The following is a 20,326-nucleotide window of genomic DNA, read 5'->3' as shown; positions in this document are numbered from 1 at the left end:
GTGGCGTGGCGCTGCCGCGATCCGCTCCTCTTTAAGAGCGGCTGACCCCCAGCTTGCCGAGTTCGGCGTCGATCTGCGCGACCAGCCGGTCGAGCCCGGGTTGGTCGCTCGCCTCGGCGCGCGCGGCGAGGACGTCCTGCGTGTTCGAGGCGCGCAACAGCCACCAGCCGTCGGCGGTGGTCACCCGCGCCCCGTCGGTGTCGTCGATCTCGGCGCCGTCGGCGCGCAGGTTGGCGAGCAGCCGGTCGACCACCGCGAACTTGTCCTTGTCACCGACCGCGAACCGCATTTCGGGGGTCGCCACCGTCTGCGGCATCGCGTCGACCAGCGCGGCGAGGCTGCGCCCCGAGCCGTGCACCGCCTCGATCAACCGGACCGCGGCATAGAGCGCGTCGTCGAACCCGTACCAGCGATGCTTGAAGAAGATATGCCCGCTCATCTCGCCCGCCAGCGGGGCGCCGGTCTCGCGCATCTTGGCCTTGATGAGGCTGTGCCCGGTCTTCCACATCAGCGGCGCGCCGCCGAGCTGCTCGATCCGCTCGAAGAAGGTCTTGGAGGCCTTGACGTCGGCGATCACCGTCGCGCCCGGCGCTTCGGCGAGCACCGGGCCGGCGAGCAGCATCAGGATCTGGTCGCCCCAGACGACGCGGCCCTTGCCGTCGACCGCGCCGATGCGGTCGCCGTCGCCGTCGAAGGCAATCCCGAAATCGAGCCCCTTCTCGGCGACCAGCGCCTTGAGGTCGGCGAGATTCTTCTCGACCGTCGGATCGGGATGGTGGTGGGGAAAGCGCCCGTCGACCTCGGTGTAGAGCGTGTGGTGCTCGCCGGGCAGCCGCTCGACCAGTCGCTCAAGCGCGGGGCCGGCCGCGCCGTTGCCCGCATCCCAGCCGATACGGAAGCTGCCGCCGCGAAAATCGGCGACGAGCCGGTCGACATAGGCCTCTAGGATATCGGTCTCGCGATACCCGCCCTTGCCCTCGCTCCAGTCGCCCGACGCCGCGATGCGCCCGAGCTCGGCGATCGCCTCGCCATGCACCGAGGCCTCGCCGAGCAACATCTTGAAGCCGTTATAGTCGGCCGGGTTGTGGCTGCCGGTGACCTGGATGCCGGCATCGACCCCGAGCGTGGCGGCGGCGAAATAGAGCATCGGCGAGGGGCCCATGCCGACGTCGACGACGTCGAGCCCGCCCGCGCGCAGCCCCGCGATCAGCGCCTTTTGCAGCCGCGGGCTATGCTCGCGCCCGTCGCGCCCGACCGCCACGCTCTTGGCGTCGCGCGCGCGCGCCATCGTCGCGAAGGCGCGGCCGAGCGCGGTGGCGTCGGCCTCCTCGAGCGTCTCGCCCACCACCCCCCTGATGTCATATTGGCGCAGGATCGAGGGGGCGAACTGGTGGCTCATGAAGGCTCCTAGCTGGCTGCGGCGATCGGTTGGGCCGCGGGGTCGGGCAGGTCGAGACTGGCAACCATTTCGCGCAATTCCTGCCGCGCCGCAATATGGCCCAGCCCGACCTCGGGCAGGTGCTTGAAATCGAGCAGCGTGAGGCCCTTGGGGAACAGCTCGCGGAAGATCACGCGTTCGCCGAGCCCCGGGATGGTGCGGAAACCCACCCGCTTGGACAGTTGCGACAAGGCGGCAGTGACGCGCGTCTTGTTGTGGCTGTCGATATGCTGGAGCCGGTTGCGGAGCACCACCCAGTCGACGCTGCGCCCCAGTTCCTTGGCGCGGCGCTGGCGCGACTGCCAGATGAGGTCGGCGTAGAAGCTGGGGCGCGCCACCTCGTAGGTCTCGGGATCGACCTGCCCGATGAGGTCGAGGTCGACGAAGCTGTCGTTGATCGGGGTGACCAGCGTGTCGGCGAAGAGGATCGCGGTGCGCGCGAATTCGTCGTCGCGACCCGGCGTGTCGATGACGACGAAATCGTTGTGCGCGGCGAGCCGGGTCAGCGCGGCGTCGAAGGCGGCCTCGCTGCGGTCGGCGAGCACTTCGTGCTGGACCATCGGCAGGGCCGCGCCGAGCCGCCCCGCGGTGGTCGCGCGATTCTCGAGATAGCGGTCGAGCGTGCGCTGGCGCTGGTCGAGGTCGAGCGCGCCGACCCGCGCGCCCGCGGCGGCGAGCGCGATGGCGGTATGCACCGCGGTGGTCGACTTGCCCGTCCCCCCCTTCTCGTTGGCGAAGACGATGAAATGCGGCTGGCCCATTGGCTCCCTGCCCCCTAGGTAATTCTCTCGAGCGAGATTCTAGTCCAAGGGACAAGTCCTGTGCAAATCATTAAGGGCAAGAAGGAGTTGGCGGGCGCGATCGCGGGGCTGCGCGCCGCCGGGCGGCTGGCGCTGGTGCCGACGATGGGCGCGCTCCACGACGGGCATCTCGCGCTCGTGCGCGAGGCGCGCCGCCGCGCCGACAGCGTGCTCGCCTCGATCTTCGTCAACCCGCTGCAGTTCAACGATGCGGGCGACCTCGATCGCTATCCGCGCGACGAGGCGGGCGATGCCGCCAAGCTCGAGGCGGCGGGTTGTGAGGCGGTGTGGCTGCCCACGCCGGGCGACCTCTACCCGCCCGGGTTCGCCACCAGCGTCCATGTGGCGGGCATCACCGAGCGCTGGGAGGGCGCGCATCGGCCGGGTCATTTCGACGGGGTGGCAACGGTCGTCACCAAGCTCTTCACCAACGTGCGCCCCGATATCGCGCTGTTTGGCGAGAAGGACTGGCAGCAGCTGGCGCTGATCCGGCGGATGACCCGCGACCTCGACCTCGGGGTCGAGATCGTCGGGCTGCCCACGGTGCGCGATGCCGACGGGCTCGCGCTGTCCTCGCGCAACGCATTGTTGTCGCCGGCAGAGCGCGCGGTGGCACCGACCCTCAACCGCACGCTCGACGCCATGCGCACGGCGATCCGGGAGGGGCAGTCGGTCGCGGCGGCCGAGCAAGCGGCGCGCGACGCGCTGGCCGCGGCGGGGTTCGGGCCGATCGACTATGTCGCCCATGTCGATGCCGACAGCCTCGAGCCGCTGGCGCAGGCCGGCGACAACAGTCGGATCATCGCCGCCGCCACGCTCGGCAAGGTGCGACTCATCGACAATCGGGCGGGCTGATCGATCCGTTGCGGACATGGTGTGCGCCGCGTTAACCATTTGTCAGGACCGAATCGCGATCACTGTAAGCATCGACGGGGCAAACGCCCGCAGCAACAGGGATCAAGATCATGGCCATCAGCCAAGCGAGTGCCGATTTCCTCACCAAGAGCCGCATCGCCGATGCGATGCACGGCGACGTGGACGCCTTGTTCGAACTGGGTGTCGCCTATTCGACCGGTCGCGGCGGCTGCGCGGTCGACCTCATCGAGGCGCACAAGTGGTTCAACCTCGCCGCCTTGAACGGTGACAAGCGCTCGCAGCAGTGTCGCGCCGAAATCTCGGTCGAGATGACCGCGCGCGAGATCGCCGACGCGCAGAAGGCGGCGCGCGCCTTCCTCGCGATGGGCGGGGCCGGCGCCGCGGGGCGCTACGCCGCCTAAACGCAAGGCGGGGCGGCATCGCTGCCACCCCGCCCGCGCGGTTGCTTGGGTCCGGCTCGGCTCGAGGCCGACCGGGGACGGATATCAGCGAACGATCACCGTCACGGCGCGCCGGTTCTGCGCCCAGGCCTGTTCGTTCGACCCGAGCGCCACCGGGCGCTCCTTGCCCCAGCTGACCACCGTCAGGCGGTTGTTGGGGACCCCCATCGAGGCGAGATAGTCGCGCGCCGCATTGGCGCGCCGTTCGCCCAGCGCGAGGTTGTATTCGCGCGTGCCGCGCTCGTCGGCATGGCCCTCGATCGAGGCATTGACGGTGGGATTGTCGATCAGCCAGCGCGCCTGCGCCTCGAGCGTGGCGCGAGCGTCCATCTCGAGATTGTACTGGTCGGTGGCGAAGTAGATCGTGTCCGACCCCGCCGCCGCGATCATCGCGGCCTGCGCGTTGGGCAGTTCGATGAGGTCGACATCGTCGTCGGCGACCGTGGTCGAGGGCGCGTCATAGGCGGTCTCTGAGGGCGCGATGACAGCGTCGTCCTTGGTGCCGCAGGCGGCGAGCACGAGGGTCGCCGCGGAAATGAACAGCAACTTCTTCATTGGATAACTCCTTCGTCCCTAGTCTTGAAGGGGCGACCAGCTGGGATCGGAACCTCCCAGCGGGGTCGGCATCACACGCGCCCGGCCACCATTGACCGGGACTGCGTAGAGGGTGGCGTTCCCCGAACCGCGCTCGGTCCGGTGGAACATGACGAACTGGCCGTTGGGGGCCCAGCTGGGGCCCTCGTCCTGCCAGGCCGAGGTGAGCAGGCGTTCGCCCCCGCCCGTGGGGGCCATGACGCCGATGCGGAACTGGCCGCCACCGATCTTGGTGAAGGCGATGAGGTTGCCGAGCGGGCTCCACGTCGGGCTGGCATATTGCCCCCCGCCGAAGCTGATCCGCCGCTGGTCGGAGCCGTCGGCGTTCATGACGTAGAGCTGCTGCGAGCCCGAGCGGTCGCTCTCGAACACGATCCGGCGGCCGTCGGGCGAGAAGCTCGGGCTGGTGTCGACCCCGGGCATGGTGGTGAGGCGTCGCGGGGTGCCCCCGTCGGCGGCGACGACATAGATGTCGGTATTGCCCCCTTCGGCCATCGAGAAGACGATCTGGCGCCCGTCGGGCGAATATGAGGGGGCAAAGGTGAAGGCGGTGCCGGGCACCAGCAGCCGCGAGCGGCCGGTGGCAAGATCGTAGACGTAGGAACGCGGGCGGCGGCCCTTGTAGCTCATGTAGACGAGCTGGTCGCCGCGCGGGGAGAAGCGCGGGGTGAGGACGGTTTCCTGCCCCTCGGTCAGGTAGCGATGGTTCTGCCCGTCCGAATCCATCACCGCGATCCGCTTGACGCGATTGTCCTTCGGACCCGTCTCGGCGACGTAGACGATCCTTGTGTCGAGGAAGGGCGCCTCGCCCGAGAGGCGCGAATAGACGGTGTCGGCGCACTTGTGCGCGGCGCGGCGCCAGTCGGCCGGATCGACCGCATAGCCCTGCCGGACCAGTTCGCGCCCGGTCACCGTGTCGAACAGGTAGCAGGCGAGCGTGAGCCGCCCGTTGGCGCCATATTCGACATAGCCCGCGACCAGCGCCGAGGCGCCGCTTCGCTGCCAGTCGGGAAAGATCGGATTGGTCACCTCGCTGTCGCGCAACCGGCGCAGGCCGACCGGGCCGATCGGGGTGATCACCCCGGTCGAGCGCAGGTCGGAGGCGATCACCAGCGCGACATTGTTGGCCACCGTGTCGATGTTGCCGATCGGGGTCGTCACCGGCCCGCGCGCGGCCATCTGCGGCACCGCGACGGGCTGCGCCGCCTGCTGGCCGCCGACGACGTCGACGGTGAGCCGGTCGTCCTCCTGCGCCTGCGCCACGCCCGGGACGAACAGCGCCAGCATCGTCAGCAATTTGCGCAGCATCAAGCCTCTCCTCATGGCAATTTGTAGGTCATGTCGAAATCCTTCCAGCGGTCGTAGAATTCCTCCGGAAGGCCGGTTAGCGGGGAACAGCCCTGATAGGCGGCGATGGCAAGGTCCTTCACGCGCTGTTCGTAACGTTGGTTGTCGGCGGTGACGCCGGTCGTACCCGTGACGCGCGGGGGACGGATAAGGTTGCCGCGGCGGTCGAGCCGCAGGTTGAGCGTGACCACGATCTCGTTGGCCCCGGGGCCGGGATCGATCTGGCGGTTGGCGCAGGGCTGGATCTGCCGCCGGATCGACTGGACGATGCCGGCCTGCGCCTGCGCGCTGAAGGCCGGCGCCGATGGCGCCGCGGTCTCGGCCGGCCCGGTGCGGCTGTTGCCCTCGCGCACCCCGGCAAGCAGGTCATCGCCGAGGCGCCCGGTCGCGCGCGGCCGCGGGCGCGGGCGCTCTCGCGGTGTCGCGGGTGCGGGGGTCGCGCGCTCGCGCGGCGGGGTCGGGCGGGGCTCGGCGCGCGGCGGTTCGGGCGCGGCCTCGGGCTCGGGCGGGGGCGGGATCGCCTCGTCGATCGGGTCGGGGGTCGTCGCCTGCGGGGCCTCCTGCGGCACCTGGCTCGGCGCGGCCGCCTCGAGGCCGACGTCGTCGACGAACTCGACGAACACCGCGGGCGGCTCGGCAGGGATGGGGTGCCGCGCGAGGTTGAGGCTGAGCGCCGCGACCAGCGCGACATGGAGCCCGAGCGCCATGCCGTTGCCGGCCCATTCGGCGCGGTCGAGCCTCACTCCGCCCCCTCTCCGACCGAGACCAGCGCGACGCGGTTGAGCCCGGCGGCGTTGAGTTCGCCCACCACCCGCATGACGCGGCCGTAATCGAGGCGGCGATCGGCGCGCAGGTAGATGCGGCGCCCCTCGGGCGGGGCGGGTTCCTCGGCGATCGCGGCGAGCCGGTCGGCCAGCGCGTCCTCGGGCACCACGAGGTCATCGATGCTGATCACCCCGTCGCGGTCGATCGACAGCTGCACCGGCTCGGCGCTCTGGTCGAGCGTCTCGGCGCGGCTCTCGGGCAGGTCGACCGCGACCCCGGCGACGAGCAGCGGGGCGGTGACCATGAAGATGATGAGCAGGACGAGCATGACGTCGACGAACGGGGTGACGTTGATCTCCGCCATCGGCGCGCGGCGCGCGCGTCGGCCGCGCCGCCGGCCGCGACCGCCCGAGGCCAGCCCCATCGCCATTCAGGCGCGCTCCAGCTGGCGGCTCAGCGTGGCCTGGAAGCGGTCGGAGAAGCGCGTCAGCTCGTTCTCGAAGGCGTCGAGCCGGTGGGTCAGCCGGTTGTAGGCGATGACCGCGGGGATCGCGGCGAACAGCCCGATCGCGGTGGCGAACAGCGCCTCGGCAATCCCCGGCGCGACGACCGCGAGGCTGGTGTTGTTGGCGCCGGCGATCGCGGTGAAGCTGCGCATGATGCCCCAGACCGTGCCGAACAGCCCGACGAAGGGGGCGACCGAACCGATGGTGGCGAGGATGTTGAGCCGGTCGGACAGCTTCTCCAGCTCGCCCGCCATCGCATCCTCGGCGGCGACCGCGATCCGGTCGCGCGCGGCGGCGCGGTCGGCGAGCCCGGCGCGGGTCGAGCGATGATATTCCTCGACCCCCGCGCGCAGGATCCGCGCGGTGGCATTGCCATCGGCGCGGTGCGCGTCGACGAAGCCGTCGATGTCCTTGGCCTTCCAGAAGGCCTCGGCGGTGCGCCGCGCCTTCACGCGCGCACGCGTAAGCCGCGCCGAATGGGTGAAGATGATCCCCCAGGTCCAGATCGAGGCCAGCAGCAGCCCGACCATCACGACCTTCACGACGATGTCGGCCTGCAGGAACAGGGTCAGCGGGCTCATCAGATGTTCGTTGGCAGCAACCCCAGCAATCACGTGTTCATCCCCTCTTCGGCGACGGCCTTGAACTTTTCCACCCAGTCGGCGGGCTGGCGGCGTGGCCGGCCCTCGGGGGTCAGAAGCGCAGCCGTCACCTGCGCCTCGGCGAGAATGGCATCCGCGCGCCTTACGCGTTGCTGAATGGAACAGCTGGCGGCGCGAACTTTCGTGACCCGGCTCTCGACGACGAGTTCGTCGTCGAGTTTCGCGGGGCGCTTCCAGCGGATGTCCATCGCGGTCACCGCATAGGCGCCGAACCCCTCGTCATGCGCGCCGCGCTGATCGATCCCGACCCGCGCCAGCATGTCCGAGCGGGCGCGCTCGAAATAGCGCAGGTAGTTGGCGTGATAGACGATCCCCGACAGGTCGGTGTCCTCGAAATAGACGCGGACGGGGAAGGAGTGGAGCGTGCCGTCGAAGCGGCCCGTGGGCGGGGTCAGGATCATTACGGCCCCAATAGCGCAGCCTTTTGGCGCTGCAAAGCAGGGTTGGCGGGGTCGTGGGTGGAGCGGCCGCTATCTGCGACCGGCGGCGCTCGCCTGCTGCTGTCGACCCAGCCGATCGACGAGGCGGATGAGCTCGTCCTGCGCGATCGCGATGTCGGCGAGATGCTTGCCCCAGCCGGGGAAGAAGAAGCCCCCCATGCCGGGTTCGCCGCCGATGCGGTCGGTGCGGCTGTCGCCCGCCCCGCGCGCGGTGGCGCGCACCTCGAGATAGCCGCGCCGGCCCGCCGAGATGCAGCGCGCCTCGACGAGGTCGTCGCTGGTGGCGAAGGGACCGGGCGGCGGCCCCTCGGCGCTCCAGCGGATGGGGCCGCCCTTCACCGGGTAGCGCGACCTGGCGAACCAGAAGCCGTCGAGGCTCGTCCAGCCGCCGTCGGCGGGCCGGTCGGCGGGCACCGTGCAAAGGGGCCGCAGCCCGGTCACCTGCGAATAGCCGAACAGCGCGCCGGCGCCGGGGGCATCGCCCGCGCCGAAGGTCGACCAGCTCATCACGCATCCGGTCTGGGCCGCGCTGGTGCAGCCGGGCACCGACGTGAAGCTGCCGCCGACGACCTCGCCCTCGGGCACCATGATGTTCCAGCCGGGCAGGATCGCGCGCAGCAGGAGGTCCTGCGCGTCCGATCCTTCGATCTCCTCGCGGATCAGCTGCTCGAGCATGATCGAGCCCTGGCTGTGGCCGATGAGGACGAAGGGGCGGCCCTTGTTGTGGGTCTTGAGATATTCGCGAAAGGCGGCGCGCACGTCGCCATAGGCGATCGCGCCATAGGGGGTCATGTCGGCGCCGGTGGCGGCGAGCGCGATCGCGGTGACGGTCATCTGCCGATAGACGGGGGCGAAGGGACGACAAACGCTCGCAAAACGCGCGAACTGCTGCTGCGCGAACAGGATCTCTTCGGAGCGCGAGGGAGTCATGTCGCTGTTCATCCCGCTGTCGCGGCTGACGGTGGGATAGACGTAGAAGCAATCCACCGGCGCCCGCGGATCGGGCAGGGTGGTGACCGGGTTGCCCCAGCCCGAGGGGCGCAGCTCGTGCGCGGTCACGGGCCAGGCGCAGACGTCCTCGCGCCCGGGCAGGCACAGCCAGTTGGCGGGGTCGCGATAGTCGGGAGGGACGGGAACGGCCTGCGCGGCGGCCAGCACGGCGGCGGCAAGGGCGAGGCTCATCTACTTTTCTCCGTCGAACAAGCCGTCCTGCGCGTTGGCGGTGCGGGGCGGCGTGAGGCCGAGATGCTGCCAGCCGCGGCCGTTCAGCACGCGCCCTCTTGCGGTACGCGCGATGAGGCCAAGCTGAATGAGATAGGGCTCGATCACGTCCTCGATCGTGTCGCGCGGTTCGGACAAGCCCGCCGCGAGTGTCTCCACCCCCACGGGACCGCCGCCATAAAGGTCGGCGATCATGGTGAGGTAGCGGCGGTCCATCGCGTCGAGGCCGAGCGCGTCGATCTCGAGCCGGGTCAGCGCGCGGTCGGCGCAGGGGGCATCGATGCTCTCCGCGCCCTCGGCCTGCGCGAAATCGCGCACCCGGCGCAGGAGGCGCCCGGCCACCCGAGGGGTGCCGCGCGAGCGCTTGGCGATTTCATGCGCACCGTCGGGGGCGAGCGGGGCATCGAGCAGGCGGGCGGCGCGGGAGACCACTTGTTCAAGCTCGCTCACCTCGTAGAAATTGAGCCGCACGGGGATGCCGAAGCGATCGCGCAGCGGGGTGGCGAGGAGGCCCTGCCGGGTGGTGGCGCCGACGAGCGTGAAGGGGGGCAGGTCGATGCGCACCGAACGCGCGCTCGGGCCTTCGCCGACCATGATGTCGAGCGCGCGGTCCTCCATCGCGGGGTAGAGGATTTCCTCGACCGCGGGATTGAGGCGGTGGATCTCGTCGATGAAGAGGACATCCCCCTCCTCGAGGTTGGTCAGCAGCGCGGCAAGATCGCCCGACTTGGCGATGACGGGGCCCGAGGTCGAACGAAAGCCGACGCCCAGTTCGCGCGCGATGATCCCGGCGAGCGTGGTCTTGCCGAGCCCCGGCGGGCCGAAGAAGAGGACATGGTCGAGCGCATCGCCGCGCTTCTTGGCGGCATCGATGAAGATGCGAAGATTTTCGCGCGCCCCCTTCTGGCCGACGAATTCGTCGAGGCTCTTGGGCCGCAGCGCGGCGTCGGCGTCTTCGGGGCGACGCTCGGGCGTGGTGAGGCGGTCGGGGTCGGTGGCCATCAGTCCGCGGTGACTGCGGTGGTCAGGAAACTTGCGTCGGGGCGCGCGCGGCACCGCTCGATCGAGGTCGCGAAATGGGCGCCGAACGCCTTGTATCGCGCCGCCTGCTTCTGCGGCGATCCGTGATCGATCGTGCCGATCAGGAGGAGCCCGCTCAGCATGCGATAGATGCTGCTGTTCCTGGGCGTGTTCTGGTCCGAGAGAGACTGCCACCATGTGAGGTCGCGTGTGGCTTGCCGACAGCTATACTCTCGGATGTTGTCCTGATCGAAGGGCAGGTAATCGACCTCGATATCGACGATATCGCCCACCTCGCTGCCCCGGACCGAGCCACCTTCCAGATCCGCCAATGTCGCGGCATCCAGCAGGTCCGACCCACTCGATTTCGCCACGCGAAGGTCGTTAAGCTGTCCTCCTTCGGCAATGCGCGAGCGAACGGTCAGGCGCCCGTAGTGGCCCAGCACCATCGCTTCCTCCGGCCGTGCGGCAATGAACTCCATGGTTCGGTTCACCGCTTCAGGCGCAGGAGGCTGCGCTTGGACGGCCGTCAGCAGAAGGAGGAGATTGGCAATCGTCATGGGTGTTCCGGTGCTAGGGCCTCGCGGCGTCGTGTTCTCGTAGGTTAGCGCCTGTTCAGGGTCACCGCGAGGGGTAAGTTTGCGCCTGTTCGCCCGCGATCGAGCTGCCTGTGGTGGCGGCTACTTCGCCGCCTTCTTGAGCGCGACGCGGACGAGGGCGTCGAGGGTGGCGTCCTCGCCGACCTCTTCCTGCGCGGCGGCGACGGCCTTGGCGGCGACGGCGGGCTTGAAGCCGAGGTTGGCGAGCGCGCTGAGCGCGTCCTTGGCGGTGCCGCCCTTGGGGGCGACGTTCGCGCCGGCGGCGGGGATGCCGGCGAAGCCCTCGAACTTGCCCGCGAGCTCGTTGCAGATGCGCGCGGCGAGCTTGGGGCCGACGCCGTTGGCGCGCGCGATCATCGCCTTGTCGCCATTGGCGATCGCGCTGCCGAGCTCGTCGGGGCCGAGCGTCGAGAGGATCGCGAGCGCGACGCGGCCGCCCACCCCCTGCACCCCGGTCAGCGCGTGGAAGCTGGCCTTTTCCGCCGCGCTCTTGAAGCCGTAGAGCGTCATCGCATCCTCGCGCACCTGCATCTCGGTGAGGAGCATGACCTCGCCGCCGACCTGCCCCACGGCATCGAGCGTGCGGGTCGAGACATGGACGAGATAGCCAACCCCGCCGACGTCGAGGACGAGGGTGTCGGGGCCGATTTCGGCGAGGGTTCCGGTGAGACGCGCGATCATTCGTCGGACTGTGGCGACCGCCTGCCCGTCTGTCGAGGGGTTGGTGACGGGCACGGCGCGGGGGGCGTAGAAGGGGGCGCGACCCTGTTATCGAAGGACGCGATCATGCGCAGCCTCTTCCTCGCCACGCTCATCCTGTTCACCGCCTGCAACACGACCGGCGAACCGCTGCGCTACGGCACCAGCGCCGACACGCTCGTGGTCGGCAACAAGGACGAGAACAGCGTCAGCTTCATCGACCTCGACAACGGCACCGAGGTGGCGCGGATCGCGACCGGCGCGATGCCCCACGAGGTCGCTGCCTCGCCCGACCGCGAAACGGTCGCGGTGGTGCATTATGGCGCGAGCGCGGTCGAGCTGTTCGCGGTCGACGCGCCCGCCTCGCTGCGCACGATCGCGCTGGGCGACAATGCCGCGCCGCACGGCATCGCGTGGACGCGCGATGACCGGCTGGTCATCACGACCGAGCGCAGCGGCACGCTGTCGATCGTCGATCTTGCCGATGACAGCGTGGCGGCGATCCCGACCGGGCAGGAGGTCAGCCACATGGTCGCGCTGTCGCCCGACGAGGCCACCGCCTTCGTCAGCAACATGGGGTCTGGCACGGTCAGCGTGATCGACCTCGAGCGCGGCGAGACACGGCGCGACATCGCGGTGGGCGAGACCCCCGAGGGGCTCGCGGTCTCGCCCGACGGGCGCACCCTGTGGGTCGCCGACCGCGCGCGCGATACGCTGATCGCCTATGAGATCGGCAGCTATCGCGAGGTGCGGCGCTACGCCACCGGCGGCTTTCCCATCCGCGTCGCGGTGAGCCCCGATGGCCGCCGCGTGCTGACCTCGGACTATGCCGACGGCGCGCTGACCTTGATCGAGGATGGCGATGCCCCGCGCAGCATCCCGGTATCGGGCAGCCGCAAGGCGGGGCAGGTGACGATCCTGTTCGCCGAGGACAGCCGCCATGTGTTCGTCGCCGAGACGGGGCGCGCGACGGTCGCGCTGGTCGATCTCGACACGGGCAAGGTGGTGCGGCGGTTCAACGCGGGTGCGGGCGCCGACGGACTGGCGCTCGCCGACTAGGGCTCAGCCCAGGCCGCGGGCGCTGCTCGCGGCATGGTGGGCGTGGGTGATGGCGACGGCGAGCGCGTCGGCGGCGTCGGCGCCGGCGATGCGGGTGCCGGGGAGCAGAACCCTGACCATCGCGTGGACCTGCTCCTTGCCGGCGCCGCCGGTGCCGACCACCGCCTTCTTGATCACGCTCGGGGCATATTCGCCGATGGTGATGCCGCGGCTGGCGGCGATGCACAGCAGCGCGCCGCGCGCCTGCGCGAGCTTGAGCGTCGAGCGCGGGTTCTTGTTGACGAAGATCTCCTCCGCCGCCGCGCCTTGCGGCCGGTGATCGGCGATCAGCGCCTCGAGCTGCGCGGCGAGGTGCGAGAGCCGCTGCGCGAGTGGCTCACTGGGGTCGGTCTTCAAGTGGCCGTTGGCGAGGTGGCGCAGGCGATTGCCCTGCGCCTCGATCAGCCCCCAGCCGGTGGTGCCGAGGCCCGGATCGATCCCGAGGATCCTCACGGCACGCTTGCCAAGGTCGGCTGGGGGACCTGCACCCGTCAGTCGGCCTGGCCGAGCCGCTCCAGTTCGGCGTCGGAGAAGGTGTAATTGCCCCACACCGTCTGGACGTCGTCGTCATCCTCGAGCGCGTCGATCAGCTTGACCAGCGTATCGGCATCCTTGCCCGAAACCTCGGTTTCCATATGCGGGCGCCAGGCGAGCTTGGCGGTCTCGGGTTCGCCGAGCACCTTCTCGAGCGCGCTGGCGACCTCATGCAGCTGGTCGGCCTCGGTCCAGATGGTGTGCGTTTCCTCGTCCGACTGGATGTCGTCGGCGCCCGCTTCCATCGCCGCCTCGAGCACCTTTTCCTCCGACAGCTCGTCGGCCTTATACTCGATCAGGCCGAGCCGGTCGAAGCTGTGCGCGACCGCGCCCGAGGAGCCCAGGTTGCCGCCATTCTTCGACAGGATGGTGCGCACGCTGGTGGCGGTGCGGTTGCGGTTGTCGGACAGCGTCTCGATGATCAGCGCGACGCCCGCGGGGCCATAGCCCTCGTAGCGGATTTCCTCATAATCGTCGCCTTCGGCGGCCGAGGCCTTGTCGATCGCCTTCTTGATATTGTCCTTGGGCATCGACTGCTTGAGCGCGGTGTTGACCGCGAGGCGCAGGCGCGGGTTCATGTCGGGATCGGGCAGCCCCATCTTGGCCGCGACGGTGATCTCGCGGCTCAATTTGGAGAAAAGCGCCGAGCGCTTCTTGTCCTGCGCGCCCTTGCGATGCTTGATGTTGGCGAATTTGCTATGGCCGGCCATGATATCCTCGAAAACTGGCAATTTTCGAGGGCCCCGCCGCGGCGAAACCCCCGATTGATCTGATGAATCGATGGGGCCTTATAGCAACTGGGGAGCGGCTTTCTAGGCGGGAGGTCGCAGCGGCGCGACGGTGCCCCCTTGCGGCTGGCCCTTGGTGCGGCCGAGCGACCAGTTGGCCTGGAGCCGGACCTGCGGATTGGGCACCGACCAGATCTCGCCGCCCTCGTCCATGCCGACCACCCAGAGCAGGTGGTGCTCGGCGCCATAATCGATGACCGCAAACGCCTGCCCGGGGCCGCGGTCGACGACGTGCATGGGGATGGGGGGATCGAGGCGCGTGAACATGGAGCGGTCAACCCGCGCGCGCGACCGGTCGTTCCCGACCGCGCGCCGAAGCCTTGCGCGGCCTGCTCAGCCGAGCTTGACCGCGGTGCCGCTGGCGGTGACCATCAGCATCGAGCCATTCTGCCCGAGCACCTCGTAATCGAGGTCGATACCGATCACCGCGTCGGCGCCGAGTTCGCTCGCCTCGCCCTGCAGTTCGGCGAGCGCCTGCCGGCGCGCCTGGTCGAGCGCCTTTTCATAGGCGCCCGAGCGCCCGCCGACGATGTCGCGGATGCCCGCGAACAGGTCCTTGAAGATGTTGGCGCCGATGATGACCTCGCCATGGACGATGCCGAGATAGGTCGAGATGTCGCGGTTCTGGATGGTCGCGGTGGTGGTCAGGATCATGGAAAACGGCTCCCCGGTTTGTCAGCTGGTCGGAGGACCAACACCGGGGAGCCGTCAATGTTTCCGACCCGAAACGGGAAGCGGCGGGCTACGCCATGCCAAGCGCGGCGCGGTAGGTTTCGAGCAGCGCGTCCTGCTCGTCGAGCTGGTGCTTCTCCATCTTGCGCATGCGGACGATGGCGCGCATCGTCTTGGTGTCGTAGCCGTTGGCCTTGGCCTCGGCATAGACGTCCTTGATGTCGTCGGCGATCGCCTTCTTTTCCTCTTCGAGGCGTTCGATCCGTTCGATGAGCAGGCGAAGCTGGTCGGCTGCGATGGCGCCGTCGGCCATGGTGCGATTCTCCTATGTGGGGGTGAATAATTCTCGGCTCCCGGTTAGGCGCTGGGGCGTTCGGGCTCAAGCCGGTTGCGATAAAATTCGGGCGCGCTATGGCACGCGGGCAACGTATTGATCAGCCAAAGGAAGACGAGGGCGCGCCGATGAGCGAGATGATGAAACCCCGCGGTCGCAAGGTGAAGATCCTCACCACGCTTGGGCCCGCCTCCGACAGCCCGGAGATGATCGAGCGGCTGATGCGCGCGGGCGCCGATGCCTTCCGCATCAACATGAGCCACGGCGAGCAGGCCGACAAGGCGGCGCTGGTCCGGCACATCCGCGCGCTCGAGAAGACGCTGAAGCGCCCGACCACCATCCTGTTCGACCTGCAGGGTCCCAAGCTGCGCGTCGGCGCCTTCGCGGGCGGCAAGGCCAGGCTCGAGAAGGGCGATACCTTCACGCTCGACCGCGATCCCGCGCCGGGCGACGCGACCCGAGTCTGCCTGCCCCATCCCGAACTGTTCGAGGCGATCACCGCGGGCTCGCTGCTGCTGATCGACGATGGCAAGATGCGGCTCAAGGTCACCGAGGCGCATGACGACCGCATCGTCACCGAAGTGCGCGTGTCGGGCACGATCCGCGATCGCAAGGGCGTCAACGTCCCCGACGTGCTGATCCCCATTCCCGCGCTGACCGAGAAGGACCGCTCGGACCTCGACTTCGCATTGGAGCAGGGGGCCGACTGGATCGCCTTGAGCTTCGTCCAGCGCCCCGCCGACGTCGAGGAGGCGCGCGAACTGGTCAAGGGGCGCGCCGCGATCCTCGCCAAGATCGAGAAGCCGCAGGCGGTCGACAGCCTCGATGCAATCCTCGAGGCGGCCGATGCGGTGATGGTGGCGCGCGGCGACCTCGGGGTCGAACTGCCGCCCGAACAGGTGCCGGTGGTGCAGAACAAGATCGTCGCCACCGCGCGCCAGCACGGCAAGCCGGTGGTGGTCGCCACCCAGATGCTCGAGAGCATGATCCAGAGCCCGACCCCGACCCGCGCCGAGGTCAACGACGTCGCCGACGCCATCTACGACGGCGCCGATGCGGTGATGCTGTCGGCCGAGAGCGCGGCGGGCGACTATCCGGTGCAGGCGGTCAAGATGATGGACCGGATCGGTCATGCGGTCGAAGCCGACGAGCGTTATGGCGACCGTGTCCACTTCACCGAGACCGCCCCCGAGGCGACCACCGCCGACGCGCTCGCCGAGAGCGCGCGCGGCATCGCGCGCACGGTCAGCGCCAAGGCGATGGCCTGCTACACCTCCTCGGGTTCGACCGCGCGGCGGATCGCGCGCGAGCGCCCCAACGTGCCGATCATGGTGATGACCGCGAGCCAGCATGTCGCGCGCCGCCTCGGGCTGCTGTGGGGGACCTATGCGGTGCACACGCGCGACGTCTCGAGCTTCGAGGAGATGGTCGGCAAGGCCAAGCGCATGGCGCTGCGCCATTCGATCGCGGGCGGCGGTGACCGCCTCCTCATCATGGCCGGCGTGCCCTTCGGCGTGTCGGGCTCGACCAACGTCGTCCACATCGTCAAGCTGGTCGGCGACGAGCTCGAGAATTACGGGCTGTAAGGCCGCGTTCGCCGCTCCAGGCAATTGACCATCGCTGCTCTCTTGTGCCACCCGCGCTGGCCAAGGAGAGAGACGTCATGGGCACCACGATCGAGGAACTGGAACGCCGTCGCCATGCCGCGCGCATGGGGGGCGGGCAGAAGCGCATCGACGCGCAGCACAAGAAGGGCCGCCTGACCGCGCGCGAACGCCTCACCGTGCTCCTCGACGAGGATTCGTTCGAAGAACTCGACATGTTCGTGGAGCATAATTGCACCGACTTCGGGATGGACGAGGTGCATTATCCGGGCGACGGGGTGGTGACCGGCTCGGGCACCATCAACGGGCGCCTCACCTATGTCTTCGCGCAGGATTTCACCGTGCTCGGCGGCTCGCTGTCGGAGCGGCACGCCGAGAAGATCTGCAAGATCATGGACGCGGCGATGAAGGTCGGCGCGCCGGTGATCGGCCTCAACGATTCCGGCGGCGCGCGCATTCAGGAGGGCGTCGCCAGCCTCGGTGGCTATGCCGAGGTGTTCCAGCGCAACGTGCTCGCCAGCGGCGTCGTGCCCCAGCTCAGCGTGATCATGGGGCCGTGCGCGGGCGGGGCGGTCTATTCGCCCGCCATGACTGACTTCATCTTCATGGTCGAGGATACGAGCTACATGTTCGTCACCGGCCCCGATGTCGTGAAGACCGTGACCAACGAGGAAGTCACGCAGGAAGAGCTGGGCGGGGCGATCACGCATACGCAGAAATCGGGCGTCGCCGATGCGGCGTTCGAGAATGACATCGACGCGCTGCTCGCGACGCGCGAGTTCTTCTCCTACCTGCCCTCGTCCAATCGCGACGAGGTGCCGCAGGTGCCGACCGACGATCCGTGGGACCGGCTCGAGGAGAGCCTCGACAGCGTCATCCCCGCATCGGCCAACCAGCCCTACGACATGCACGAGGTGATCAAGAAGGTCGCCGACGAGGGGCGCTTCTTCGAGATCCAGCCCAAGCATGCCGCCAATATCATCGTCGGTTTCTGCCGCATCGAGGGGCGTACCGTGGGGGTGGTCGCCAACCAGCCGATGGTGCTGGCGGGCGTGCTCGACATCAATTCGTCGAAGAAGGCGGCGCGCTTCGTGCGCTTCTGCGATGCGTTCGAGATCCCGCTGCTGACCTTCGTCGACGTGCCGGGCTTCCTGCCAGGGGTGGGGCAGGAGCATAATGGCATCATCAAGCATGGCGCCAAGCTGCTGTTCGCCTATGCCGAGGCGACGGTGCCCAAGATCACGGTGATCACCCGCAAGGCCTATGGCGGGGCCTATGACGTGATGGCGTCCAAGCATCTGCGCGGCGACCTCAACTATGCCTGGCCCTCGGCCGAGATCGCGGTGATGGGCGCCAAGGGCGCGGTCGAGATCATCTTCCGCAAGGATCGCGACAACCCCGACAAGATCGCCGAGAAGACGGCCGAATATGAAGAGCGCTTCGCCAATCCCTTCGTGGCGGCGAGCAAGGGGTTCATCGACGAGGTGATCATGCCGCATTCGACCCGCAAGCGGGTGGCGCTGGGCCTGCGTAAGCTGCGCGACAAGCAGCTCGAGAACCCGTGGAAGAAGCACGACAACATCCCGCTGTAGCGCGGGCTGGGGGGTGGCGCCGCAGGCGCTGATGCTCGCCGCGCTGAGCGCTTACTCCCGCCGGGGGGCTGTCCGCGGTGGTCTGATCGCGCTGGGCGATGGTAGGCCGTGCCAGCTGTCATAGCCCCGTAGCACACCACTGGACAGGTCATTGACGCGGGTTTAGCGTGGCTCCCGATCAACGAAGGGGAGTCTCGGGACATGTCACCTTTTTCCAAGCTTTTGACGACGGTCGCGGCGGCGGGGCTGCTGGGCGGCTGCACCACCCACGAGGCCGAGCCGGTCGCAATGGCGCCCGCCACCACCGCGCAGGAGACGGCGATGTATGACGTCAACCAGTATCCGCTGATCGAGCGCGCGGCGCTGTTCGGCAATCCCGAACGCGCGCAAGGGCGGATCAGCCCCGATGGGCAGTGGGTCAGCTGGCTCGCCCCCGACGAGGGGGTGATGAACGTGTGGGTCGCGCCGATGGGCGACATGGGGGCGGCGAGGGTGGTCACCGACGACCGCCACCGCGGTATCTCCAACCACCAGTGGACCGTCGACAGCAAGTATCTGCTTTACCTGAAGGACAATGACGGCGACGAGAACAACCATGTCTTCGCGGTCGACCCGGCCACGGGGGCGACGCGCGACCTGACGCCCTACGAGGGGGCAAGCGCGCAGTTGCAGGGGGTGAGCCGCGACCGCCCGGGGGTGATCCTCGTCGGCCTGAACGACCGCAATCCGCAGCTGCACGATCTGTACGAGATCGACCTCGAGACCGGCGAGCGCACGCTCGTGCTCGAGAACCCGGGCTATGCGGGCATCGTCAGCGACAATCTCTATCGCCCGCGCATGGCGGCCGCGATGCAGCCCGACGGCAGCCTCAACATCGTCTGGCTCAAGGACGACCTGAGCCCCGGCGAGCTCTTCGCCTCGGTGCCTTCGGAGGACGTGCTCAACACCAACATCACGGGCTTCAGCCGCGACAACAATGTCGTCTACATGACCGACAGCCGCGGGCGCGACATCGCCGCGCTGACCGCGATCGACCTGACCAGCGGCGAGGCCGAGGTGATCGCGACCGGCAGCAAGGCCGACATTAACGGCATCTTCTCCGACCTCGAGACCTATGCGCCGATCGCTTATTCGAGCAACTACCTCAAGAACGAGTGGACCGCGCTGACCCCCGAGGCGCAGGCCGAGCTTGATTTCCTCCAGTCCAACCTGGCGGGCGAGATCGCGGTGACCAGCCGCACCGACGATGATCGCTACTGGGTGGTGCACCAGAGCGCGGCCGAGGCGCCGGGGGTCTACCACCTCTACGATCGCGAGACCGACACGCTGACCGAATGGTTCGGGACCCGCCCGGCGCTCGCCGACGCGCCGCTGCAGCCGATGCACCCGCTCGAGCTCAAGGCGCGCGACGGGCGCACGCTCGTGTCCTACCTCACGCTGCCCCCCGGCAGCGATGCCGACGGCGATGCGCGCCCCGAAGCCGCGGTGCCGATGCTGCTGTGGGTCCATGGCGGGCCGTGGGCGCGCGACAGCTACGGCTACAACACCATCCACCAGTGGATGGCCAATCGCGGCTATGCGGTGCTGAGCGTCAACTATCGCGGCTCGACCGGCTTCGGGAAGGAGCATGTCAACGCCGCGGTCGGCGAGTTCGCGGGCAAGATGCACGACGACCTCATCGACGCGGTCGACTGGGCGATCGCCGAGGGGATCACCGAGCCCGACAGCGTGGCCATCGGTGGCGGCAGCTATGGCGGCTATGCCACGCTGACCGGGGTCGCCTTCACCCCCGACCGCTTCGCCTGCGGGGTCGATATCGTCGGCCCCTCGAGCCTCGTCACGCTGATCGAGAGCTTCCCCGAATATTGGAAGCCGTTCCTCGCCGGCACCTGGTTCCGCTATGTCGGCGATCCGAGCGACCCCGAACAGCGCAAGGACCTGCTCGCGCGGTCGGCGATCAGCCGGGTCGACGACATCTCGGTGCCGCTGCTGATCGGGCAGGGGGGCAACGACCCGCGCGTGACCAAGCAGGAAGCCGACAATCTCGCCGCCGCGATGCAGGCCAAGGGCTTGCCGGTGACCTACATCAACTTCCCCGACGAGGGCCACGGCTTCCAGAAGCCCGAGAACCGGCTGGCCTTCTTCGCGGCGATGGAAGGGTTCCTCCAGACCTGCCTGGGCGGACGGGCGCAGCCGATCGGCGATGCCTTCGAGGGCAGCTCGGCCGAGATCATCGCCGGCGCCGAATATGTCGACGGGCTCGATGCGGTGGCGGGCGGTCGCGAATAATCGCGCCG

The 20,326-nt window shown here is 68.8% G+C and carries 23 protein-coding genes; 6 read left to right on the top strand and 17 right to left on the bottom strand.

Going from position 1 to position 20,326, the window contains the following annotated elements:
- Nucleotides 1-31: 31 nt before the first annotated feature.
- A complete protein-coding gene (pgmG, locus tag L8951_RS03635; RefSeq protein ID WP_244381630.1) occupies nt 32-1,399 on the bottom strand; it encodes a phosphoglucomutase/phosphomannomutase PgmG in 1,368 nt (455 codons plus the stop codon).
- Between the two features lie 8 nt (nt 1,400-1,407).
- Entirely contained in the window at nt 1,408-2,199 is a 792-nt protein-coding gene (locus L8951_RS03630) for a division plane positioning ATPase MipZ (protein ID WP_244381629.1), read from the bottom strand.
- A 60-nt stretch (nt 2,200-2,259) separates the two neighbouring features.
- On the opposite strand from L8951_RS03630, the gene panC reads away from it, so the two are divergent.
- Together panC and L8951_RS03620 are read left to right on the top strand one after the other, a co-directional pair.
- The gene (gene panC, locus L8951_RS03625) at nt 2,260-3,093 is read left to right on the top strand and encodes a pantoate--beta-alanine ligase (protein ID WP_244381628.1); all 834 of its coding nucleotides are present in this window, start codon (nt 2,260-2,262) and stop codon (nt 3,091-3,093) included.
- A 110-nt stretch (nt 3,094-3,203) separates the two neighbouring features.
- On the top strand, nt 3,204-3,515 hold the full coding sequence (locus L8951_RS03620; protein WP_244381627.1) for an SEL1-like repeat protein: 312 nt from the start codon (nt 3,204-3,206) through the stop codon (nt 3,513-3,515).
- Between the two features lie 84 nt (nt 3,516-3,599).
- On the opposite strand, the gene pal is transcribed toward L8951_RS03620, so the two are convergent.
- From pal to ruvA, 10 genes are all read right to left on the bottom strand, one after another.
- Nucleotides 3,600-4,109, bottom strand: a complete 510-nt coding sequence (gene pal, locus L8951_RS03615; protein ID WP_244381626.1) for a peptidoglycan-associated lipoprotein Pal — start codon at nt 4,107-4,109, stop codon at nt 3,600-3,602.
- 18 nt (nt 4,110-4,127) lie between these two features.
- Complete coding sequence (tolB, locus tag L8951_RS03610) at nt 4,128-5,456, bottom strand: Tol-Pal system beta propeller repeat protein TolB (protein WP_244381625.1); 1,329 nt, start codon at nt 5,454-5,456, stop codon at nt 4,128-4,130.
- Between the two features lie 11 nt (nt 5,457-5,467).
- A complete protein-coding gene (locus tag L8951_RS03605) occupies nt 5,468-6,238 on the bottom strand; it encodes a hypothetical protein (protein WP_244381624.1) in 771 nt (256 codons plus the stop codon).
- Nucleotides 6,235-6,690 carry an ExbD/TolR family protein gene (locus L8951_RS03600; protein WP_244381623.1) on the bottom strand — a complete coding sequence of 152 codons (456 nt, stop codon included), beginning with the start codon at nt 6,688-6,690 and terminating at the stop codon, nt 6,235-6,237. Before L8951_RS03600 ends, L8951_RS03605 begins: the two co-directional genes overlap by 4 nt.
- Nucleotides 6,691-7,347, bottom strand: a complete 657-nt coding sequence (gene tolQ, locus L8951_RS03595) for a protein TolQ (protein ID WP_244381622.1) — start codon at nt 7,345-7,347, stop codon at nt 6,691-6,693.
- A gap of 29 nt (nt 7,348-7,376) precedes the next feature.
- On the bottom strand, nt 7,377-7,829 hold the full coding sequence (locus tag L8951_RS03590) for a YbgC/FadM family acyl-CoA thioesterase (RefSeq protein ID WP_244381621.1): 453 nt from the start codon (nt 7,827-7,829) through the stop codon (nt 7,377-7,379).
- Between the two features lie 69 nt (nt 7,830-7,898).
- Entirely contained in the window at nt 7,899-9,050 is a 1,152-nt protein-coding gene (locus tag L8951_RS03585; protein ID WP_244381620.1) for a DUF3089 domain-containing protein, read from the bottom strand.
- The gene (gene ruvB, locus L8951_RS03580; RefSeq protein WP_244381619.1) at nt 9,051-10,091 is read right to left on the bottom strand and encodes a Holliday junction branch migration DNA helicase RuvB; all 1,041 of its coding nucleotides are present in this window, start codon (nt 10,089-10,091) and stop codon (nt 9,051-9,053) included. It lies immediately after the preceding gene.
- The gene (locus L8951_RS03575; protein ID WP_244381618.1) at nt 10,091-10,669 is read right to left on the bottom strand and encodes a TonB family protein; all 579 of its coding nucleotides are present in this window, start codon (nt 10,667-10,669) and stop codon (nt 10,091-10,093) included. Before L8951_RS03575 ends, ruvB begins: the two co-directional genes overlap by 1 nt.
- A 120-nt stretch (nt 10,670-10,789) precedes the next feature.
- On the bottom strand, nt 10,790-11,389 hold the full coding sequence (ruvA, locus tag L8951_RS03570) for a Holliday junction branch migration protein RuvA (RefSeq protein WP_244381617.1): 600 nt from the start codon (nt 11,387-11,389) through the stop codon (nt 10,790-10,792).
- Between the two features lie 105 nt (nt 11,390-11,494).
- On the opposite strand from ruvA, the gene L8951_RS03565 reads away from it, so the two are divergent.
- On the top strand, nt 11,495-12,466 hold the full coding sequence (locus L8951_RS03565) for a YncE family protein (protein WP_244381616.1): 972 nt from the start codon (nt 11,495-11,497) through the stop codon (nt 12,464-12,466).
- A 3-nt stretch (nt 12,467-12,469) separates the two neighbouring features.
- Here L8951_RS03565 and ruvC read toward each other — a convergent pair whose 3' ends face one another.
- The 5 genes from ruvC to L8951_RS03540 all read right to left on the bottom strand — a co-directional run bounded on the left by ruvC (nt 12,470) and on the right by L8951_RS03540 (nt 14,812).
- Entirely contained in the window at nt 12,470-12,958 is a 489-nt protein-coding gene (gene ruvC, locus L8951_RS03560) for a crossover junction endodeoxyribonuclease RuvC (protein ID WP_244381615.1), read from the bottom strand.
- A 38-nt stretch (nt 12,959-12,996) separates the two neighbouring features.
- Complete coding sequence (locus L8951_RS03555; RefSeq protein WP_244381614.1) at nt 12,997-13,749, bottom strand: YebC/PmpR family DNA-binding transcriptional regulator; 753 nt, start codon at nt 13,747-13,749, stop codon at nt 12,997-12,999.
- Between the two features lie 102 nt (nt 13,750-13,851).
- Nucleotides 13,852-14,094, bottom strand: a complete 243-nt coding sequence (locus L8951_RS03550; protein WP_244381613.1) for a hypothetical protein — start codon at nt 14,092-14,094, stop codon at nt 13,852-13,854.
- 66 nt (nt 14,095-14,160) lie between these two features.
- Nucleotides 14,161-14,481 carry a heavy metal-binding domain-containing protein gene (locus L8951_RS03545; RefSeq protein ID WP_244381612.1) on the bottom strand — a complete coding sequence of 107 codons (321 nt, stop codon included), beginning with the start codon at nt 14,479-14,481 and terminating at the stop codon, nt 14,161-14,163.
- Nucleotides 14,482-14,569: 88 nt separating this feature from the next.
- Nucleotides 14,570-14,812 carry a DUF2312 domain-containing protein gene (locus L8951_RS03540; protein ID WP_244381611.1) on the bottom strand — a complete coding sequence of 81 codons (243 nt, stop codon included), beginning with the start codon at nt 14,810-14,812 and terminating at the stop codon, nt 14,570-14,572.
- 149 nt (nt 14,813-14,961) lie between these two features.
- On the opposite strand from L8951_RS03540, the gene pyk reads away from it, so the two are divergent.
- From pyk to L8951_RS03525, 3 genes are all read left to right on the top strand, one after another.
- Entirely contained in the window at nt 14,962-16,419 is a 1,458-nt protein-coding gene (gene pyk, locus L8951_RS03535; protein WP_244381610.1) for a pyruvate kinase, read from the top strand.
- A gap of 77 nt (nt 16,420-16,496) precedes the next feature.
- Nucleotides 16,497-18,029: an acyl-CoA carboxylase subunit beta gene (locus L8951_RS03530; protein ID WP_244381609.1), complete on the top strand. Its 1,533-nt coding sequence runs from the start codon at nt 16,497-16,499 to the stop codon at nt 18,027-18,029.
- A 201-nt stretch (nt 18,030-18,230) separates the two neighbouring features.
- On the top strand, nt 18,231-20,318 hold the full coding sequence (locus tag L8951_RS03525; RefSeq protein ID WP_244381608.1) for a S9 family peptidase: 2,088 nt from the start codon (nt 18,231-18,233) through the stop codon (nt 20,316-20,318).
- The last annotated feature ends 8 nt before the right edge of the window (nt 20,319-20,326 follow it).

The organism is Sphingomicrobium astaxanthinifaciens (assembly GCF_022865105.1).
Taxonomy (GTDB): Bacteria; Pseudomonadota; Alphaproteobacteria; order Sphingomonadales; family Sphingomonadaceae; genus Sphingomicrobium; species Sphingomicrobium astaxanthinifaciens.
Note: the sequence above shows the minus strand (reverse complement) of the source record. Positions and strands in the feature narration are given on the sequence as shown.

What these genes read in the sequence shown, in the direction of transcription:
- L8951_RS03540 (WP_244381611.1), bottom strand. Translation starts at nt 14,812, where the DNA reads ATGGCCGACGGCGCCATCGCAGCCGACCAGCTTCGCCTGCTCATCGAA.
- L8951_RS03545 (WP_244381612.1), bottom strand. Translation starts at nt 14,481, where the DNA reads ATGATCCTGACCACCACCGCGACCATCCAGAACCGCGACATCTCGACC.
- L8951_RS03555 (WP_244381614.1), bottom strand. Translation starts at nt 13,749, where the DNA reads ATGGCCGGCCATAGCAAATTCGCCAACATCAAGCATCGCAAGGGCGCG.
- L8951_RS03590 (WP_244381621.1), bottom strand. Translation starts at nt 7,829, where the DNA reads ATGATCCTGACCCCGCCCACGGGCCGCTTCGACGGCACGCTCCACTCC.
- tolB (WP_244381625.1), bottom strand. Translation starts at nt 5,456, where the DNA reads ATGCTGCGCAAATTGCTGACGATGCTGGCGCTGTTCGTCCCGGGCGTG.
- ruvB (WP_244381619.1), bottom strand. Translation starts at nt 10,091, where the DNA reads ATGGCCACCGACCCCGACCGCCTCACCACGCCCGAGCGTCGCCCCGAA.
- tolQ (WP_244381622.1), bottom strand. Translation starts at nt 7,347, where the DNA reads ATGAGCCCGCTGACCCTGTTCCTGCAGGCCGACATCGTCGTGAAGGTC.
- pyk (WP_244381610.1), top strand. Translation starts at nt 14,962, where the DNA reads ATGAGCGAGATGATGAAACCCCGCGGTCGCAAGGTGAAGATCCTCACC.
- L8951_RS03585 (WP_244381620.1), bottom strand. Translation starts at nt 9,050, where the DNA reads ATGAGCCTCGCCCTTGCCGCCGCCGTGCTGGCCGCCGCGCAGGCCGTT.
- L8951_RS03550 (WP_244381613.1), bottom strand. Translation starts at nt 14,094, where the DNA reads ATGTTCACGCGCCTCGATCCCCCCATCCCCATGCACGTCGTCGACCGC.
- pal (WP_244381626.1), bottom strand. Translation starts at nt 4,109, where the DNA reads ATGAAGAAGTTGCTGTTCATTTCCGCGGCGACCCTCGTGCTCGCCGCC.
- L8951_RS03600 (WP_244381623.1), bottom strand. Translation starts at nt 6,690, where the DNA reads ATGGCGATGGGGCTGGCCTCGGGCGGTCGCGGCCGGCGGCGCGGCCGA.
- L8951_RS03525 (WP_244381608.1), top strand. Translation starts at nt 18,231, where the DNA reads ATGTCACCTTTTTCCAAGCTTTTGACGACGGTCGCGGCGGCGGGGCTG.
- pgmG (WP_244381630.1), bottom strand. Translation starts at nt 1,399, where the DNA reads ATGAGCCACCAGTTCGCCCCCTCGATCCTGCGCCAATATGACATCAGG.
- L8951_RS03530 (WP_244381609.1), top strand. Translation starts at nt 16,497, where the DNA reads ATGGGCACCACGATCGAGGAACTGGAACGCCGTCGCCATGCCGCGCGC.
- L8951_RS03575 (WP_244381618.1), bottom strand. Translation starts at nt 10,669, where the DNA reads ATGACGATTGCCAATCTCCTCCTTCTGCTGACGGCCGTCCAAGCGCAG.
- ruvA (WP_244381617.1), bottom strand. Translation starts at nt 11,389, where the DNA reads ATGATCGCGCGTCTCACCGGAACCCTCGCCGAAATCGGCCCCGACACC.
- L8951_RS03620 (WP_244381627.1), top strand. Translation starts at nt 3,204, where the DNA reads ATGGCCATCAGCCAAGCGAGTGCCGATTTCCTCACCAAGAGCCGCATC.
- L8951_RS03630 (WP_244381629.1), bottom strand. Translation starts at nt 2,199, where the DNA reads ATGGGCCAGCCGCATTTCATCGTCTTCGCCAACGAGAAGGGGGGGACG.
- L8951_RS03565 (WP_244381616.1), top strand. Translation starts at nt 11,495, where the DNA reads ATGCGCAGCCTCTTCCTCGCCACGCTCATCCTGTTCACCGCCTGCAAC.